The organism is Staphylococcus kloosii (genome assembly GCF_032139365.1).
GTDB classification, from domain to species: Bacteria; Bacillota; Bacilli; order Staphylococcales; family Staphylococcaceae; genus Staphylococcus; species Staphylococcus kloosii_A.
Genome location: NZ_JAVTDB010000034.1, coordinates 1 through 18,699, shown reverse-complemented (window position 1 = coordinate 18,699; position 18,699 = coordinate 1). Strand labels below are relative to the sequence as shown.

General features: G+C 32.6%; 16 protein-coding genes. 9 read left to right on the top strand and 7 right to left on the bottom strand.

Annotated elements, in window-relative coordinates; all coding sequences use genetic code 11:
• The first annotated feature begins 223 nt into the window (after nucleotides 1–223).
• The 4 genes from rocF to glmM all read left to right on the top strand — a co-directional run bounded on the left by rocF (nucleotide 224) and on the right by glmM (nucleotide 4,506).
• Complete coding sequence (gene rocF / locus RPL90_RS03490) at nucleotides 224–1,126, top strand: arginase (protein ID WP_313545600.1); 903 nt, start codon at nucleotides 224–226, stop codon at nucleotides 1,124–1,126.
• Nucleotides 1,127–1,379: 253 nt separating this feature from the next.
• On the top strand, nucleotides 1,380–2,186 hold the full coding sequence (gene cdaA / locus RPL90_RS03485; protein WP_048792789.1) for a diadenylate cyclase CdaA: 807 nt from the start codon (nucleotides 1,380–1,382) through the stop codon (nucleotides 2,184–2,186).
• A gap of 1 nt (nucleotide 2,187) precedes the next feature.
• Nucleotides 2,188–3,120, top strand: coding sequence for a CdaR family protein (locus RPL90_RS03480; protein WP_313545592.1), 933 nt, complete (start codon nucleotides 2,188–2,190; stop codon nucleotides 3,118–3,120).
• Between the two features lie 30 nt (nucleotides 3,121–3,150).
• Nucleotides 3,151–4,506, top strand: coding sequence for a phosphoglucosamine mutase (gene glmM, locus RPL90_RS03475; RefSeq protein ID WP_313545590.1), 1,356 nt, complete (start codon nucleotides 3,151–3,153; stop codon nucleotides 4,504–4,506).
• 45 nt (nucleotides 4,507–4,551) lie between these two features.
• Here the strand turns inward: glmM and RPL90_RS03470 are convergent, their stop codons facing one another.
• Genes RPL90_RS03470 through RPL90_RS03455 form a run of 4 tightly spaced genes read right to left on the bottom strand, consistent with a single transcriptional unit; the run spans nucleotide 4,552 to nucleotide 9,704 of the window.
• Entirely contained in the window at nucleotides 4,552–5,655 is a 1,104-nt protein-coding gene (locus RPL90_RS03470) for a mannitol-1-phosphate 5-dehydrogenase (protein WP_313545588.1), read from the bottom strand.
• On the bottom strand, nucleotides 5,655–6,089 hold the full coding sequence (locus RPL90_RS03465) for a PTS sugar transporter subunit IIA (protein ID WP_313545586.1): 435 nt from the start codon (nucleotides 6,087–6,089) through the stop codon (nucleotides 5,655–5,657). Before RPL90_RS03465 ends, RPL90_RS03470 begins: the two co-directional genes overlap by 1 nt.
• The gene (locus RPL90_RS03460; RefSeq protein WP_313545584.1) at nucleotides 6,082–8,136 is read right to left on the bottom strand and encodes a BglG family transcription antiterminator; all 2,055 of its coding nucleotides are present in this window, start codon (nucleotides 8,134–8,136) and stop codon (nucleotides 6,082–6,084) included. Before RPL90_RS03460 ends, RPL90_RS03465 begins: the two co-directional genes overlap by 8 nt.
• Nucleotides 8,137–8,168: 32 nt before the next feature.
• The gene (locus RPL90_RS03455) at nucleotides 8,169–9,704 is read right to left on the bottom strand and encodes a PTS mannitol transporter subunit IICB (protein WP_313545582.1); all 1,536 of its coding nucleotides are present in this window, start codon (nucleotides 9,702–9,704) and stop codon (nucleotides 8,169–8,171) included.
• A gap of 606 nt (nucleotides 9,705–10,310) precedes the next feature.
• Here RPL90_RS03455 and glmS point away from each other — a divergent pair.
• The 3 genes from glmS to RPL90_RS03440 all read left to right on the top strand — a co-directional run bounded on the left by glmS (nucleotide 10,311) and on the right by RPL90_RS03440 (nucleotide 14,250).
• The gene (gene glmS / locus RPL90_RS03450) at nucleotides 10,311–12,113 is read left to right on the top strand and encodes a glutamine--fructose-6-phosphate transaminase (isomerizing) (protein WP_313545580.1); all 1,803 of its coding nucleotides are present in this window, start codon (nucleotides 10,311–10,313) and stop codon (nucleotides 12,111–12,113) included.
• 455 nt (nucleotides 12,114–12,568) lie between these two features.
• A complete protein-coding gene (locus tag RPL90_RS03445; protein WP_313545578.1) occupies nucleotides 12,569–13,351 on the top strand; it encodes an ABC transporter ATP-binding protein in 783 nt (260 codons plus the stop codon).
• 44 nt (nucleotides 13,352–13,395) lie between these two features.
• Complete coding sequence (locus RPL90_RS03440) at nucleotides 13,396–14,250, top strand: HAD family hydrolase (protein ID WP_313545576.1); 855 nt, start codon at nucleotides 13,396–13,398, stop codon at nucleotides 14,248–14,250.
• A gap of 85 nt (nucleotides 14,251–14,335) precedes the next feature.
• Here RPL90_RS03440 and RPL90_RS03435 read toward each other — a convergent pair whose 3' ends face one another.
• Nucleotides 14,336–15,475: a hypothetical protein gene (locus tag RPL90_RS03435; protein WP_313545574.1), complete on the bottom strand. Its 1,140-nt coding sequence runs from the start codon at nucleotides 15,473–15,475 to the stop codon at nucleotides 14,336–14,338.
• Nucleotides 15,476–15,606: 131 nt separating this feature from the next.
• Here RPL90_RS03435 and RPL90_RS03430 point away from each other — a divergent pair, with 131 nt between their 5' ends.
• Entirely contained in the window at nucleotides 15,607–16,338 is a 732-nt protein-coding gene (locus tag RPL90_RS03430; RefSeq protein ID WP_313545572.1) for a metallophosphoesterase family protein, read from the top strand.
• 322 nt (nucleotides 16,339–16,660) lie between these two features.
• Here the strand turns inward: RPL90_RS03430 and czrB are convergent, their stop codons facing one another.
• Together czrB and RPL90_RS03420 are read right to left on the bottom strand one after the other, a co-directional pair.
• Nucleotides 16,661–17,608, bottom strand: coding sequence for a CDF family zinc efflux transporter CzrB (gene czrB, locus RPL90_RS03425; RefSeq protein WP_313545570.1), 948 nt, complete (start codon nucleotides 17,606–17,608; stop codon nucleotides 16,661–16,663).
• 20 nt (nucleotides 17,609–17,628) lie between these two features.
• A complete protein-coding gene (locus RPL90_RS03420) occupies nucleotides 17,629–17,931 on the bottom strand; it encodes an ArsR/SmtB family transcription factor (RefSeq protein WP_313545568.1) in 303 nt (100 codons plus the stop codon).
• A gap of 146 nt (nucleotides 17,932–18,077) precedes the next feature.
• Here RPL90_RS03420 and RPL90_RS03415 point away from each other — a divergent pair.
• On the top strand, nucleotides 18,078–18,699 hold a 622-nt coding region (locus RPL90_RS03415; protein WP_313545566.1), incomplete at its 3' end, for an SDR family oxidoreductase.

The window sequence follows — 18,699 nt, the reverse complement described above, 5'->3', positions numbered from 1 at the left end:
TATCAAACACTTCTTTGGAAGTGTTTTTTTTTATGAATTTTTTATACATATTTTAATCATCATTTATGCAATATATTTAGTTATAATGAATGTTCAAACGTTTTAATGTTTTTATATGTAAGGTGCTTCAAACCCTTTGTGATACAAGACTTTAGCTCGCTTGAAAGTTTAATCTTAATAACGTATTCTAGTATTAAAATGAATGCAAAGGGGTTTTTGATTTATGAAAAACATTAATATTATTGGAGCGCCATCGACATTTGGCCAAAGAAAATTAGGGGTGAACTTTGGTCCAGACGCTATACGTTACGCAGGTATCGTTGACCGCATTAGGCGTATTGGTTATACGATAGTCGATAAAGGCAATATCGATGTACCAGAAATCAACTTAGACAAGTTTAATTCAGAACAAGAGGGACTAAGAAATATTGATGAGATTGTTCAAGTATCTGAAAACTTGAGTAATGCAGTATCTGAAAGCGTACAAAGTGGTGCTTTTCCATTAATATTAGGTGGAGATCATTCTATAGCAATTGGTTCTATTTCTGGTATCAGCAAGCATTACGAAAATTTAGGTATTATTTGGTATGATGCACATGGAGATTTAAATGTACCTGAAGAGTCACCTTCTGGTAACATTCATGGCATGCCTTTAAGAATTTTAGCAGGAGATGGTGATGATAGATTAGTCAATGTATCCAACTATACACCTAAAGTAAAACCAGAAAATATTATTTTAATAGGGATGAGAGATTTAGATTCAGGAGAACGTGAATATATTAAAAATAATAATATTCAAACATATACAATGGCTGATATCGATAGACTTGGTATCCAACAAGTTATCAATGAATCGATCAATTATCTTAAAGATAAGACAGATGGTATACATCTATCACTAGATGTAGATGCATTAGATCCAGTAGAAACACCAGGCACAGGCACGAGAGTTTTAGGTGGCTTGAACTACAGAGAAAGTCATTTCGCATTAGAATTATTACATAATTCTCAATTAATTACCTCCATGGATTTGGTAGAAGTTAATCCGCTTATTGATCAAAATAATCATACTGCTGAACAAGCAGTTGGTCTTGTAGGTAGTTTCTTTGGCGAAACGCTATTGTAATTCATTGTTTATAAATTACAGTTATAAGTCTTTAAATTAGTCATTCAAAATGAACTATGCCCAAGATAAAATATTTGGGCATAGGTTTTTTCTTTTCTTCATAAAATTAATAAGGTTAGTATATACTTTTAATCCGTGAAAACACTGCAATTTATTGTTTTTAAATTTTTAGATTTATTGAGTCATAATATGACAGTATAAAAGAAGATTGGTATAATGTTTACAGTGGGATTAGAATACCGGAGGAGATGTCATGGATTTATCCAATTTATTTGAACATTGGAGCACGGTTAAAATTATAACAAGCGTGCTTGATTTATTAATTGTATGGTATGTACTTTATCTTCTCATTACTGTGTTTAAAGGTACAAAAGCCATTCAATTATTAAAAGGAATACTCGTAATTGTCATAGGGCAGCAAATTAGTAAAATGTTAAGTTTAACTGCTACTTCACGTTTATTTGACTTAGTTATTCAATGGGGTGTATTAGCACTCATTGTTATTTTCCAACCAGAAATACGTAGAGCTTTAGAACAATTAGGACGAGGAAGTTTATTCAAACGTTATGCGAGTAACGTTAATAGTGATGAAAATAAATTAATTTCTGCCGTGTCTAAAGCCGTTCAATATATGGCTAAAAGACGTATCGGTGCATTAATTGTATTTGAAAAAGAGACTGGCCTACAAGACTACATTGAAACTGGGATACCAATGAACTCTAATATATCACAAGAGCTATTAACGAATGTCTTTATACCTAATACACCATTGCATGATGGTGCTATGATTATCCATGATAGCAAAATTGCAAGCGCGGCGTGCTATTTACCACTTTCAGATAGTGCAAAAATAGCCAAAAGCCTAGGTACGAGACATAGAGCAGCTGTAGGTATTTCAGAAGTCTCAGATGCATTTACAGTTGTTGTGTCAGAAGAGACGGGTTCAATTTCAGTTACCTTTGATGGCAAATTAAGAAAAGATATTTCTACTGAAGCATTTGAAGAACTTCTTGCAGAACATTGGTTCGGCTCACGCTTGCAAGAGAAGGGTGTGAATTAATATGTTAGAAAGTAAATGGGGGTTGCGCCTTATAGCATTAGCGCTGGCTATTTTTTTCTTTCTATCTGCAAATAATGTTTTTGGAAATATGTTTAATGCAGATAAATTTAGTCAAAAGAGTACAGAAACTATTGAAAGTGTGCCAGTCGAAACCAAATATGATAACCATAAACTTTATGCTAACAACGTTCCTGACAAAGTGGACGTAGATATTTCGGGTCCACAATCACAAGTTTTAAAGGCAGAAAATGGTCAAGATATTAAAGTGACACTTGATTTAGCTGGTGCTAAAGCTGGAAAGCATACAGTACAGTACAAGGTTAGTGGTTTAAGTAAAGATATAGATTATAAAGTTAAACCGAAAGAGGCAACTGTGAAGCTTGAAGAAAAAGTCACAAAAGAAATGAAGGTTGATCCTGACGTAAGTAATGATAACATCGACGCAGACTATAAAATTACTGACCAAAGCGTGTCACCTGAAAAAGTTAAAGTCACTGGCGGACAAAGCCAAATTGATAAGATTGCCTATTTAAAAGCACATTACAAAAATAAGAGTAAAATTGATAAAGATACAACAGATTTAGCGAATATTACAGCTTTTGATAGAAACTTAAATAAATTAAATGTTTCAATACGGCCTAATGATGTCAATTTAACGACTAAGGTTGAACCCTATAGCAAAAAGGTTAAAGTGAAAACCAAAACTACTGGAAACTTAGCTAACGGTAAAGATTTAGATAATATTAAATTGGATAAAGATGAAGTTGAGATTTATGGTAATAGAGAAGATTTACAAGACATTGATACTATCACTGGAGAAGTAAATCTAGATGATATTTCAGATAATACAGATAAAGATGTGAATTTTAAATTACCTAAAAATGTATCCAAAGTTCAACCTGATAATACAACCGCAAAAATTACAGTTAAATAATAGGAATAATGAGCAAAAGGAGATATTATAATGGCAAAATATTTTGGTACAGATGGAGTTAGAGGTGTAGCAAACAAAGAACTAACACCGGAACTTGCATTTAAACTAGGTCGTTATGGTGGCTATGTATTAGCACACAATAAAGGACAAGAACATCCTAAAGTTTTAGTAGGTAGAGATACTAGAGTTTCTGGCGAAATGCTAGAAGCAGCACTTATCGCTGGTTTAACATCAATTGGCGCAGAAGTTATGCGTTTAGGTGTTATTTCAACGCCTGGTGTAGCTTATTTAACGCGAGAAATGGAAGCAAGTTTAGGAGTAATGATTTCTGCTTCACATAACCCTGTTGCAGATAATGGAATAAAATTCTTTGGCTCAGATGGTTTCAAATTATCTGACGATCAAGAAAACGAAATTGAACAACTATTAGATCAAGAACACCCTGATTTACCAAGACCAGTAGGGGAAGACATTGTTCATTGTTCTGATTACTTTGAAGGATCACAAAAATATATCAGTTACTTAAAATCAACTGTAGATGTTGATTTAGATGGTATGAAAATTGCAATTGACGGTGCAAATGGCTCAACATCATCACTTGCACCATTCTTATTCGGTGATTTAGAAGCTACTACAGTTACAGTAGGTTGTAATCCGGATGGATATAATATTAATGAAGGTGTTGGATCTACACATCCTGAAACACTTAGCAAAACAGTTGTTGAATCTGAAGCAGACTTTGGTCTGGCTTTCGACGGGGACGGTGACCGTCTTATCGCAGTCGATGAAGATGGAAATATCGTAGATGGCGACCAAATTATGTTTATTATTGGTCAAGCAATGGCTAAAAACCACGAATTGAATAATAACATGATTGTATCCACAGTTATGAGTAATTTAGGTTTTTATAAGGCTTTAGAAAATGAAGGTATTCAATCTAACAAGACTAAAGTAGGCGACCGTTATGTAGTAGAGGAGATGAGAAGAGGTAATTACAACCTTGGCGGTGAACAATCAGGGCATATTGTGCTTATGGATTACAATACTACTGGTGATGGTTTATTAACAGGTGTACAATTAGCTTCTATCATTAAAATGACTGGTAAAAAACTTAGTCAATTAGCATCTCAAATGAAAAAATACCCTCAATCATTAGTTAACGTACGTGTAACAGATAAATATCGAGTAGAAGAAAATATCGATGTTCAAGAAGTTATGACAAGAGTAGAAGTAGAAATGAATGGTGAAGGTCGTATTTTAGTTAGACCTTCAGGTACAGAGCCTCTTGTACGTGTTATGGTTGAAGCGGCAACAGATGAGGATGCGCAACGTTTTGCCCAAACTATCGCAGATGTTGTAGAAGATAAAATGGGGTTAGATAAATAAATAGTTAAAAAAGGAACGACGATTTTAATCGTCGTTCCTTTTTTATTATAGTACGTTGTACGCTGCAACGATTTCTGAAGTTAAGGTGTCGTCAGTTTTTGCATAATCTTGTAAGAACTTAGTCACACCATTTTGTGTAATGTAGTCATTTTTCTCTACGGTTTCTTGGTCATTGTTATCATCATATTTTAACAATAATGCTGCTAATTTTACTAAAGCGTCATGTTTTAAATTGTGTTTATATAGATAATTTAATGGTTTTATTATTCTATCTTGCGGTCCAATTTTACGAACAGTACCACGACCAACACGTGTTACGCCATCTGATAAATTAGGATTTTCGAAGCGTTCTATAATTTTATTAACGTATTGCGCTTGTTGTTGCTCAGTAAAATTGAACTCTTTAGTAATATAAGCGCTTGTTTCAGCTAACACAGCACGTAGCCCGTCATTTACATTAGCATCTTTTACTGCATCTAATATAGTTGGTAGTTGATGATATCTACCCGCGTAAGCAAGATATGCATGACCTGTATTAACAGTTAATAGTTTCCGTTCTATATAAGGTGTTAAATCATCTACAAATTTAATATGATTTAACTCAGGACCGTACCACGCATCTTTTTCAACTACCCATTCAAAAAAGGGTTCTACTATTACATCTAAGATGTTGTCGTTTGATTGGATTGGAACAATTCGATCGACAGCTGAGTTAGCAAAGTGAATGTGTTCACCTAACGGTCCAGTAATATCTAAAATTGCTTTTTTAAGCGTATTTGTTGCCATAATTGCGTTTTCACAAGCAACTATATTGACGGGTGTTTCTTTTTCTTTTAAATAAGGCGCAAATGATTTGGCAATGATAGGTAAGATATTTACACCAACTGCTGTAGTGATTAAATCTGCTTCCAATACTGCTTGTTTTAATGCTTCAGAAGGTTCTCCAGAATATAAAGCGTCAACATTATGAACTCTTGTAGTAGTGTGGTCTTGATCAGCTAAAATAACATCATATTCTTGTTCTTGATCTAGGGCATTGATGATTTCATTGTTAACATCTGCAAAAGTTACTTTTATATTATTGTCAGCTAAAATATAGCCGATAAAGCCTCTACCAATGTTACCAGCACCGAAATGAAGAGCTTTCATTATGCTTCAGCCTCCTCAAATACTTGTTTGATTTCTTCAGCAGAATTAGCATTAATAATACGGTCTACATTTTCTTCTTCACTAAATGTGATAGCGATTTTAGATAATAAATCTAAATGTTCACCATCCTTACCAGCGATACCTACTACGACTTTAACTTCTTCGCCATCCCAATCAATGCCTTCTGGGATTTGTAATAATGTTAAACCAGATTGTAAAACACTTGTTTTCGCTTCGTCTGTACCATGTGGTATTGCTAAACCATTGCCCATAAATGTAGATACTACGTCTTCACGATCTTTCATTGCTTGAATATAATCTTCTGTTACAGCTCCAGCAGATACTAAAGCATGGCCAGCTTTTTCAATTGCCTCGTCTCTTGTGCTAACAGTTGCGTTAATAAATATGTTTTCGTTACTAAATAATTCAGTCATTTGTATTCACTCCATCTTGTAATTTTGTTTGTAATTGTTGAAGATAACTTTGCTTCAAAATATTTATAAGTTGTTCTGGTTGCACCATTAAGTCATTTAAATTGTCTAGATGATTTACTAATTCACTTGAAAAGTTACTCACAATGTGAGCGGAAAATTCATCTTCAGGAACAAATATACTTAATAAATATTGAATTTTATGTTGGTCATTTTGATCATTCATAAAGCTGATTGGCTCATTTAATATAGATATTAAAATTATTGGCTTTAAAATCATATCATGTTTTAAATGAGGCAATGCTAGAGGATAGGGTTCTAAAACAAAATTTTGATCCAATGCACGTTGATGAATTAAATCAGCGAATGACTTTTTACTTTGTATTATTTTGTGCTCATATAAAAATTTTGTTAAATATTTAATCCAATTTTTAGTCTCGGTATAGTCAATATAAACCGAATCAATGAGCTCTAAACCTTTACGCATATAATTTAAAATAGTTTCTTGATTATTTGAATTAATAGGCAAAGTTTGTTGAGCTAGGTTAGTAATGTGCTTTTGTGGTCTAATAACGTTAATAAAAGCAGATACATGATTGATATCTGTTTCAGGTAATAATGGATTCACAGTGATATAAGGTACAGCTATATCTAAATCGACGGTTGATATAATTGCATCATAATTATTTAAATTAATATCGGTTAAATCACCGACAGATGCTTGTGTTGTATCGGTAATTTTACTAAATGTTTGTTGTAATCTCGTTGCTAGTATTTGACTCGTACCGATACCACTACTACATACGACGAGCGCATGAAAAGTAGCTTCATTTTCTCTTTGAATAGCACCGCCAAAATGCAATACAATAAAACCAATTTCGCTGTCTGGAAATGCAAAGCTTGGCCAAACTTGACGTAAGCTATGATTTACTGTGTCAAATAATATAGGATAGTCTTGCTTAATCATTTCTGTTAGAGGATTATACGTTTCAATGTTTGCATTTAATCTATTAATCGCTGGGATGATATGAAGTTTTAAACCTTCACTTAATGTCTCTCTATTATTAAAGGACATTTGCGTTGATTGACTTACTAGATTAATAAAGTAATCAATTCGTTTTATTTCGTCCTTATCATCTTTAAATATTTCTACTGAGTCTTTACGTTTTGCGCCACGCAGATGAATCGTTATAAAGCCGATTTCTGCTTGGTTAAATTGTACGCCATAAATATGTTCTAAATGATGGCTTAATGCAGTAGCGATTTCATGTTCGTAGCTGTTTTTAACATTAGTGTAAATCTCATCATTTAACGTTACATATTCACCCTTAAGCATGCGTTCAATGCTCAATACTATATGCACTGTTAATGTTAAATAACTTGATTCAGTTAAAGAGTAGGGTAAGCGATCTAAGTGATCCATTAATATACGTTCAACTTGGAATATTTTGTCCATGTCTACCATAGATAGTTGATTTTGATTAATAGATTGATAGACGAAATGATTTTCGATCACAGAATAAACACTTGTACTATTAAGATTATTTACCATAAGCTGACTTAATAATTCACGTTTTTTAGATTCGGCGCCTTTTAAGTGAACACCTTCACCACGCTTTTTAAGTAATGATAATTGGTAGTTTTTAAGTTCTTCTGATAATTCATCTAACAGTTTTGTTAAAGTTTGAATTGACACACCTATTTCTTGAGCCAAACTATACTGTTTAATTGGTTCATCACTTTGAATTAACGCATACAAAATGATAACTTTTTGTTCTTCCTGAGAAAGGTCGACAGTAGTTTGTTGATATAAATAGCTTTTTAAATCATCTATTTGTTGTTTGTTGCCTTCTAATTGAATACCTTTTTTAGTAACTCGACTTAACGACAAATCAAATTGTTGTAGAGAAGATTCAACAGATTTTAACTCTCTATGAATAGTACGAGAGGATACAGCTAAGCTCTGAGCAATATCATAAATAGTGACATATTGACCGTAATATTTAATTAACATGTCAATAATATCTTTTTCACGTGTACTCAATAACATAGTCGTATCCTCCTGTAGGTTACTTGATTAAATTAGTTTTGTTCGCTTTTAAGATTTTCTAATAATTCATCATATCTTGGTGAATTTAAGAAGTTATCAACTGAGATATGAATTGCTTTAGGCACTTGCTTGATTGCACGATCAGTCAGTTTCTTCTGAGTGATAACTAGTTGAGCATCGTTAGGTAATTGGTTAATAGCTGTATTTGTGACTTCAACGTCTTGAATGTCTGCTTTTTTAAATTTATTACGTAACATACTTGCACCCATTGCACTTGAACCCATACCTGCGTCACATGCAAAGATAACATGGTTAACTTTGCTGTAGTCATGGGCATCGACATTTTCAGTATCATAGTTGTCTAATAAATCTTCTTCTGAGTCTGCTTCATTGCCGTCTGGTGTAGCAGAAGCAGTTGCTGTAGTAGCACCTTCACTTTCACCTTGTGATAATTTAGAAGAGACACTAGATTTTTTACCTTTATTTTGTTCCATTTGTGCTGTAGCACTTTCTAAATCTTGTTTAGGTTCTTTTGTAAATCTTAATATTAATGATGATACTACAAAAGATACTAATGCTGCTAAGAATACGCCTAGTAACATGTGTAGTAGTTCGCCCTTAGGCGCATTTAATACATATACAATAAAGGAACCTGGTGATGCCGGACTCTTGAAGCCGAAGTCTAACATTGAGAATGTTGCAACACCTGTCATACCACCTAAAATAACTGCGATGAATAATAAAGGACGCATTAAAACATATGGGAAGTAAATTTCGTGAATACCGCCAAGGAAGTGGATAATACCGGCACCATATGATGTTGCTTTTGCAGTACCTTTACCAAAAATCATATATGCAACTAATACACCAAGACCAGGTCCAGGGTTTGATTCGATTGTGTATAAAATTGATTGACCAGCATGTGCCGATTGTTCAGCACCAAGTGGCGTAAAAACACCGTGATTAATCGCATTATTTAAGAATACGATTTTAGCTGGTTCAACAATAATACTAACGATTGGTAATAAGTGAGCATGTACTAAAAATTCTACTGCTACTGATAAAATATGCATAATGAATTTCATGATAGGAGCTAATAACTCAAATCCTAAAATTGTCATTATAAAGCCTAGAATACCTGCAGAGAAGTTGTTGAATAACATTTCAAAACCTTGTGGTGTTCTAGGTTGAATGAATTCATCCGTTTTCTTCATTAACCAACCTACTAATGGTCCCATAATCATAGCACCTAATAACATTGGCGTGTCAGGTAAAGCTACGATAACACCCATTGTTGCAACTGCAGCTATAATTCCTCCACGCATTTCATGGATTAAACGGCCACCACTATATGCAATAAGTAATGGGATTAAATAAGTAATCATTGGACCTGCCAATTGTGATAGGTCTTTATTCGGGAACCAACCGTTATCTATAAAGATTGCGGCGATAAATCCCCAAGCAATAAAAGCACCAATGTTCGGCATGATCATACTACTTAGGAAAGATCCAAATGCTTGAACTTTACGGCCAAGACCTTTTTTCTCTTCAGCTTGAGCTTGTGACATAAATTGCACCTCTTTTTTATTTATTTGTTACTTTCATTGTAAGTGTTTTCAGTTACATAGCCAATATTTACTAAAAACGAATTTGGCACAGAATTAATGACAACGATGAAAGAGAGATGGCTGTAAAGTTTGTATGACAATAATATCTAAAATTATTTGTTTGTTGTTTATAAATAATTTGCAATAGAAGTCAAAACCATTGTACAATGATTATTAATGACGAAAGGAGGATAGTAAGTACAAAACAAATTTAATAAAAGCGCCTGTACAAGTGATGAAATGAGTTGTTGACTACTTAAAATTTATAACAGAAATTTTAACAGACGATAATTTGAAGCTTGTAGACGAGGAGGATAGTTATCGATTATTCGGCGGATGCTATCCCGGATGTGGCTCATCCGACATCTTATTAAGTAAAACATTAGGGTAACCTAGTGCACAAAGTTAATAAGTTAGCCATCGATATTTATTTAAAAAATTATTAAGTGCAAAGGGGTATTTCTGTGCTTTTTTAACGATTACTACGTCAAATAAGCTTTATTTATGTATGTCGTTCTTTAATAAAACAGAATATCTAGCACACATAACACTGGAGGAAATTTTAAAATGTGCGGAATAGTAGGATATATTGGTTATGACAATGCAAAAGAATTATTATTAGAAGGTTTAGAAAAATTAGAGTATCGTGGTTATGATTCTGCAGGTGTTGCAGTAGTAAATGAAGAAGGTACAACAGTATTTAAAGAAAAAGGTCGTATAGCAGAATTAAGAAAAGTTGCAGACGAAGATACTGATGGTAACGTCGGTATTGGACATACACGTTGGGCAACTCATGGCGTACCAAACCACGAAAATTCACACCCTCATCAATCAAGTACTAAACGTTTTACATTAGTACATAACGGTGTAATCGAAAACTATGAAGAATTACGTAATGAATACTTATCTGATGTAACATTCTTATCAGATACTGACACAGAAATTATTGTGCAATTAGTTGAACATTTTTCAAACGAAGGTTTAGCAACTGAAGAAGCATTTCGTAAAGTGGTTTCATTATTAGAAGGTTCTTATGCACTTGGATTAATTGATAGTTATGATGAAGATACTATCTTTGTTGCTAAAAATAAATCACCATTGCTTATTGGTGTAGGCGATAACTTTAATGTTATAGCTTCTGATGCCTTAGCGATGATTTCAGTTACAAATCAATACAAAGAGATTCACGACCATGAAATTGTTATCGTGAAACGAGATAGTGTAACAATTAAAGATACTGACGGTAATGTACAAGAAAGAGATGCTTATACAGCACAAATTGATGCCTCTGACGCTGAAAAAGGTGTTTATGATCATTACATGTTAAAAGAAATACATGAACAACCAGCAGTTATGCGTCGCATTATCCAAGAATATCAAGACGATAATGGCGATTTAAAAGTTGATAAAGCAATTGTTAAAGACGTTTCTGAAGCGGACCGCATTTATATCATAGCGGCGGGTACAAGTTACCATGCAGGTTTAGTAGGTAAAGAATTTATTGAAAAATGGGCAGGTGTGCCTACAGAAGTACATGTAGCATCAGAATTCGTGTATAATATGCCTTTATTATCTAAAAAACCATTGTTCATCTATATTTCACAATCAGGTGAAACAGCAGATAGTCGTGCCGTATTGGTGGAAACTAATAAGTTAGGTCATAAGTCTCTAACAATTACGAACGTACCTGGATCAACTTTATCACGTGAAGCAAACCATACATTGTTACTTCATGCAGGTCCGGAAATTGCAGTCGCATCTACTAAAGCATATACTGCGCAAATCGCAGTATTATCAATCTTATCTCAAATTGTAGCTAAAGAGCATGGTATTACGACGAATGTAGATTTATTACGTGAATTAGCTAAAGTAACGACAGCGATTGAAGCAGTTGTTGACGACGCTGATGTTATGGAACAAATTGCTACAGATTACTTAAGAACTACACGCAATGCATTCTTTATTGGTCGTACAATCGACTACAACGTAAGTTTAGAGGGTGCTTTAAAGCTTAAAGAGATTTCTTACATCCAAGCAGAAGGTTTTGCTGGTGGAGAATTAAAACATGGTACTATTGCGCTTATCGAAGATGGTACACCTGTTGTAGCATTAGCAACGCAAGAAAATGTTAACTTATCTATCCGTGGTAATGTCAAAGAAGTTGTAGCACGAGGCGCTAACCCATGTATCATTTCTATGGATGGCTTAAATAAAGAGGGTGACACTTATGTGATTCCACCTGTTCATGAACTATTAACGCCATTAGTGTCTGTTGTAGCATTACAACTTATCTCTTATTATGCAGCATTGCATAGAGATTTAGACGTAGATAAACCACGTAACTTAGCAAAATCAGTTACAGTTGAATAATTAAACAGCTAAAATTTAAGGCTGAAGCATATCCAATGATGTGTTTCAGCCTTTGTTAATATATAAATAAAAATAATGAATTAATCGATAACATTATGAATTACTCTTGTTTACGCTTACATAATTAAGCGTGAAAATACTTTAAATTAAAAATTCACTTTTATTCTCCTTGAAATGAATGCTAAAATTAAAATATTAAACATAAAATATAACGTTCAAATTGATAATAGATACAAAATAAAAAAATTTATATATTTAAAAACTAGCATTGTCTTTAGCGCATGCTTCTTTAATGAGTAAAATAAAGAAATTTCATGGACTTATAGTGAATCGTTTTTTATAAATAGAGCATAAGCTTTTGGATTTAACTGGTTGTCATGTATGGTAATTTTAAATAAGTAAAGATATCAACAAATTTTCGTTTTAGAGAATGACGACATAAAGGTGGAATTAAGGTGTTAATAGAATTAAGTCATGTGGCGCGCAAAAAACAGGGGAAAACAATTTTAAAAGATATTAATTGGCAAATTAATGAAGGTGAACGTTGGATGCTCTATGGGCTAAATGGAGCAGGAAAAACGACATTATTAAATATCTTGAATGCCTATGAACCAAATACTTCGGGACAACTTACTTTATTTGGGATGCAACCAGGTACAAAAGGGTACTCTGCAGATAATGTAAGACATCAAATCGGTTTTGTATCTAATAGTTTGATGGATCGCTTTCAAGATGGGGAAGTTGTGTTAGATGTAGTTATTAGTGGTGCTTTTAAATCTATAGGTGTGTTTCAACAAGTCACAGAAGAACAACGCAAAATGGCTAAAAAATTATTAAAACAACTAAACATGAGTCAATTTGAAAATCAATATTATGGTTATTTATCTACAGGTGAAAGACAACGTGTACTTATAGCTAGAGCTTTAATGGACAAACCTAAATTGTTAATATTAGATGAACCTGCTTCTGGCCTAGATTTTATATCTCGAGAAGAAGTATTACAATCATTAGAACAAATGTATGTTGATAATCCCAAATTAGCGGTCATATATGTGACGCATTTTGTTGAAGAAATTACTCGAAATATAGACTATGGTTTTTTATTAAAGGATGGTCAATGTTATACAAGTGGACCTATCAATACAATATTAACGAGTGAAATGTTGTCAGATTTCTTTAATAAGCAAGTACAAGTGGCATATCAAAACAATCGATATGCATTATTTATAAATGAATAATTTAAGTAGAATGAACTTATTAAATGGTTGGAGGAAAATAAAATATGAATGATGTTAAAGCAATATTTTTAGATATGGATGGTACAATTTTACATAAGAATAACTTAGTGAGTGAACAAAGTGCCACAATTATTAGTAACTTAAGAGCAGCGGGGTATAAAGTATTTTTAGCGACTGGAAGATCCCATGATGAAATAAAATATCTTGTACCGAATAATTTTGAAGTAGATGGTATTATTAGCTCTAATGGTACGCTAGGAGTAGTACATAATGAAGTTGTTTTCCAACATAGTTTATCATTAAACAGTGTTAAAGAAATCGTAAGTCGCGCACAAGAACAACATATATATTATGAAGTTTTTCCTTTTGAAGAACAACGTGCAATTTTAAAAGAAGATTATGACTGGACTAACGCAATGCTTCAAGGAGACACGCCACCTGGTAATGTTGGTGAGAGCGAATGGTCTTCAAGAAAAGATGCTTTGGCACATAAAGTGAATTGGGTACGTACGATTGATTTTAATAGTTTTGCAAAAATATATTTATTTGCTACTGATTATGATAAGATTACACAATTTAGAGCACAACTTGTTGAAAAGCAAGACGAATTAAAAATTACCGTGTCGAATTCTTCTCGTTATAATGCAGAAACAATGGCATACCATGTCGATAAAGGAACGGGCATTAAAGAAATGATTGAACATTTTGGTATACAGCAACATGAAACGTTAGTAATAGGCGATAGTGATAATGATAGAGCTATGTTTCGTTTTGGTCATTATACAGTAGCAATGAAGAATGCACGACCAGAAATTCAAGCACTTGCTCAAGACGTAACATCTTTAACAAATGAAGAAGATGGGGCAGCTTTATATTTACAAGATAAATTTTTAGCTTAATATTAATAGTAGTAAAAATGCCGTAACACTGAAATTATGACATAGAAAAAAACCTGCAAAGTATTGACTTTGCAGGTTTTTATAATTAATTTTTGTTATTAAAGTTATCTTTTAAATCAGATGCTTTATCTGAAGCTTTATTAGTAACATTATTAGAAGCATCATTAAATTTATCTTTAGCTTGATCTGTTACATTTGATTGAACTTTATCAGATTGTTCTTTAACTTTAGATTGAGTATTATTTGCTTGATCTTTTACATTACTTGCAGTAGCTGAAAATGTATTAGATTGTTTGTTTTTCACGTTGTCTTTTTTAGATGAGCCTATGCTTTCACCATTAACATGATGATATTGAATAATTGCCAATAAGTTAATGTAATAAATAACTAATCTAACAATTATTACGATAATAGAAAGAGCATAAACAATCACAGTTGCTACATTTTGAGACATGTTACCTGTAAAGATATTAACAAGTTGACTTACAGGATTAGCTAATAAAATAACGATTAAGTTTAATAATAAAATGCCAAGGTAAAGTTTGAACCATGTTTTATGGCCATTTTTAATTTTGCTAAATCCTTGTTTTACTGATTGTAATGCGCCAGCTTTTGGATCTTTTGTAAATGATAATGTGTAATTAACAATCATGATTACAAATAACCAATAAATTAGAGATAAAATAAATACAACAAGTGTCGCTGCTAAGATTTGTATTGTTAATGAAATTCCTAAAGCATGTGAAGAACTACTAATTGCGTTTTGGATAGCTCCAAACCCTTTTAAAATTAAGAAATTCAATAATTTACCAATAAATAAATTTAAAATCATTAATACTATGAAAAATACTAAAGTAATTAAAGCCATAACTACTGATTTTAAGTATTTTCCTTTAGTGAAAGTAGAAAAAATATTACTAAATTTAATTTTATCTTCTGATATTGCTTTATCTATAGTGTAAATCACGCCTGAAGCTAATGGGTAAACGACAAATAAATATACTAAGATTGGTACTAATATAGCCAATATGAGCATCATTATAGCCGAGCCTACAGGCTGTTGTATAGCTTGAGCCATTGCAAACTTATACAATGCAGGTTGCACTGGTAAGATAGCAACGTAAGCTAATGCCATTACGATAATGAAACCAACAATTGTAAACAGTAATGTCTTTAAATTTTGTGGCTTTAAGTTTTGTATTGCTAGTTTATGATATTTAAACAAATTTTAAGCACTCCTTTTTGATGATATTAATACAATATCAAAAAAATTATAATTTTAAAATTAATAGGTAACAAATACGCTATAAAATGTTAAAATGTGCTAATGACATTTCATTGAAAGGAGATATCATCATGAAATTTGCAGTTATTACAGATGTACATGGTAACTACGATGCACTGGAAACAGTATTAGAAGATATTGATCGTAGAGGTGATATCGACAAGATTTATAACTTAGGAGACAACATAGGTGTCGGTCATGAAACAAATAAAGTATTAGACGATATTTTTGATCGTGACGATATGGAAATTATTTCCGGTAACCATGACGAGGCGATAATGTCACTTGTCAATGGCACACCATACCCAGAAGATTTAAAGGATAAATTTTATGAACATCATCAATGGATACAACAGCATTTAGACGAAGATTATTATGATAAATTAAATAACTTACCACGTGTGATAGAACACACAATTTGTAGTAAAAAAGTGTTAGTTATTCATTATGAAATTCCTAACGATAAACTTGATGATACAATTGATTTACAACCATTTAGTCCGATAGAAACACCAACAGAAGCTAATATGCGCGCTTTATTTGAAGATAAAGATGCAGATTTAATATTATTTGGTCACAATCATACAGTGCATTTATTCGATGATAAAGAAAAAATATATTTTAATCCTGGTTCTGTCGGTTTGAATAATGGTCCCAATGCCGTATATGGCATTGTTACAATTGACGAAAAAGGCATTGATATTGAACGTGTAAAAGTAGCTTATGATAATGAAGAATTTTTACGTGGTTTTGATGAGAAGCAAGTGCCTGCCAAACAACTTATTTTTAATAAATTTATCTAATTAAAATAGAGAGTAAAGCATAAATCTCCGTTTGAAAATTGGAGCGGGACAAAAAGCTTATTTTTATAAGAAGATTTTGTTGTCCGCCCCGGCAAAGATGACTAACGATGAAAACAGCTCAATATAAGCGCATTTTCAATTCAATCATCTACTGCCCATATAAAATAAGAGCCTGAAGACAATGATGTCCCAGGCTCTTATTTATCAATGATATTAAAGTAAACTATCTCTGAGAAATAGTTGAAAATTAAAGTTTCTCACGTGAAGACTAATGTTTTAGAACTTTAAACAAATACTAATGTTTTAGAACTTTAAACAAATACTAATGTGAGTGTTGTACTGAAGAACAGAGCGTGTGTGCTTCATGTTTATGTTTGGCTGTTTCTAATTGTATTGTCATGTGATTAACATTAAGTTGATTTAATTTATCTTCTATTCTTTCAAGAAGTTGTTCACACGCTGCGACTGTCATATCAGAGGAAACAACGGCGTGACAACTTAATGCATTTAAATCATTTGAAATAGTCCATAGGTGACAATCATGAACAGCTGATACTGCATCTTCTTCTAAAATAGTATTTATAATGGTTTCAATATTAATATTTGAAGGCGCACCTTCCATCAATATATTTAGTGACGATTTCATAATTCCCCAACTACTTTTAATAATTAAGATAGAAACAATGATACTTGCGATTGGATCGGCAATAGTCCAACCTAAGGCCCATATTAAAATCGCCGCAATAATTGCACCTAATGAGCCGAGTAAATCTCCAAGTACATGAATAAAAGCACCGCGCATATTAATGTTCTCTTTAGTATCCCCACCACTAAACATTAAAATAGCTACCACTATATTAATAATTAGGCCTAATACACTAATAATAAACATTTCTGTAGATTGTACTTCTGTAGGTTTAAAAAAGCGTTGTATCGCTTCGATTATAATAATGATACCTATCACAAATAAAGTAACTCCATTAAATAAAGCTGCTAAAATTTCGAAACGTTTATAGCCAAAGGTCTTACTTAAAGTGGCATGCTTTTCAGCATAAATAAAAGCGACTAAAGCAACGCCTAAAGAAACGGCATCACTAAACATGTGCAAGCCATCAGATAGTAAAGCTAAACTATTTGCAACAAAACCACCAATAATTTCAATAATCATAAAGGCGGCAATAATTATAAATGAAAATAATAATACTTTTTTATTATTTGTATGAACGTGACCATGACTATGGTCGTGGTTGTGGCTGTGACTATGAGTCATGAAAAACACCTCTTTAAGTATTAATGTGAAGCATGATTTATAGATTGATTCAATATTGAAGAAACATGTGTATCATCAATTGAATAAATCATAGACTGTCCATTACGATGCGCTTTTACTAAATTAGCTGTCTTTAAAATACGCAATTGATGCGATACGTTTGACTGACTAATATTCAATGTATGAGCAATATGTCCTACACTACAATCTCCATGTGCCAGTAAGTTTACAATACGTAACCTAGTACTATCACTTAAAGCTTTAAAAAAAGTCGTTATTGCTTCGACTGTAGTCGTTTCTAGATCTTGAAATTGATGTGTCATAGTATGCATCCTTTCATATTAATATATGAACATTTATTCATATATTAATATTTATGCGCGATATTGTCAATGGTGAGCCGATTAGTTTTGTTAATTGAATAAGGGGTATATGTTGTATGTAAGTAATCGATGAGGAGGATGTATATATGAGTACACTAGTTATTGGAGCAAATGGTGGAATTGGTAGAATTTTAATACAACAACTTAAGGACGCAAATGAATCTTTTACAGCTGGTGTAAGAAAAGAAGCACAAGTTGAAGAATTAAAAAATGCTGACGTTGAGGCAATATTAGTCGATGTTGAAAATGACAGTATCGATTCATTAACTGACAAATTTAAAGGTTTTGATAATGTCGTATTTTCAGTTGGTTCTGGTGGAAGTACTGGACCAGATAAAACGATAATTGTGGACTTAGATGGTGCTGTGAAAACGATTGAAGCTAGTAAAGCAAGTAATGTTAAACAATATGTAATGGTTTCAACATACGATTCTCGTAGAGAAGCTTTTGATCCAAGTGGAGATCTTAAACCATATACAATTGCTAAACACTATGCTGATGAACACTTAAAAAATTCTGGTGTAAATTACACTATTGTACATCCTGGTGGATTATTAGATGATGCGGGAACTAATAAAATTGAAGCTGCTGCATTCTTCGAAGGTAGAGGGTCTATACCTCGTGAAGATGTTGCTTCAGTCTTAAAAGAAGTTGTAACGACAGAAGGATATAACAATTCAGAATTTCAAATTATTAGTGGTAAAGAAT

What these genes read in the sequence shown, in the direction of transcription:
- glmS (WP_313545580.1), top strand. Translation starts at nt 10,311, where the DNA reads ATGTGCGGAATAGTAGGATATATTGGTTATGACAATGCAAAAGAATTA.
- rocF (WP_313545600.1), top strand. Translation starts at nt 224, where the DNA reads ATGAAAAACATTAATATTATTGGAGCGCCATCGACATTTGGCCAAAGA.
- RPL90_RS03465 (WP_313545586.1), bottom strand. Translation starts at nt 6,089, where the DNA reads ATGACTGAATTATTTAGTAACGAAAACATATTTATTAACGCAACTGTT.
- RPL90_RS03440 (WP_313545576.1), top strand. Translation starts at nt 13,396, where the DNA reads ATGAATGATGTTAAAGCAATATTTTTAGATATGGATGGTACAATTTTA.
- czrB (WP_313545570.1), bottom strand. Translation starts at nt 17,608, where the DNA reads ATGACTCATAGTCACAGCCACAACCACGACCATAGTCATGGTCACGTT.
- RPL90_RS03470 (WP_313545588.1), bottom strand. Translation starts at nt 5,655, where the DNA reads ATGAAAGCTCTTCATTTCGGTGCTGGTAACATTGGTAGAGGCTTTATC.
- glmM (WP_313545590.1), top strand. Translation starts at nt 3,151, where the DNA reads ATGGCAAAATATTTTGGTACAGATGGAGTTAGAGGTGTAGCAAACAAA.
- RPL90_RS03460 (WP_313545584.1), bottom strand. Translation starts at nt 8,136, where the DNA reads ATGTTATTGAGTACACGTGAAAAAGATATTATTGACATGTTAATTAAA.
- RPL90_RS03455 (WP_313545582.1), bottom strand. Translation starts at nt 9,704, where the DNA reads ATGTCACAAGCTCAAGCTGAAGAGAAAAAAGGTCTTGGCCGTAAAGTT.
- RPL90_RS03430 (WP_313545572.1), top strand. Translation starts at nt 15,607, where the DNA reads ATGAAATTTGCAGTTATTACAGATGTACATGGTAACTACGATGCACTG.
- cdaA (WP_048792789.1), top strand. Translation starts at nt 1,380, where the DNA reads ATGGATTTATCCAATTTATTTGAACATTGGAGCACGGTTAAAATTATA.
- RPL90_RS03480 (WP_313545592.1), top strand. Translation starts at nt 2,188, where the DNA reads ATGTTAGAAAGTAAATGGGGGTTGCGCCTTATAGCATTAGCGCTGGCT.
- RPL90_RS03420 (WP_313545568.1), bottom strand. Translation starts at nt 17,931, where the DNA reads ATGACACATCAATTTCAAGATCTAGAAACGACTACAGTCGAAGCAATA.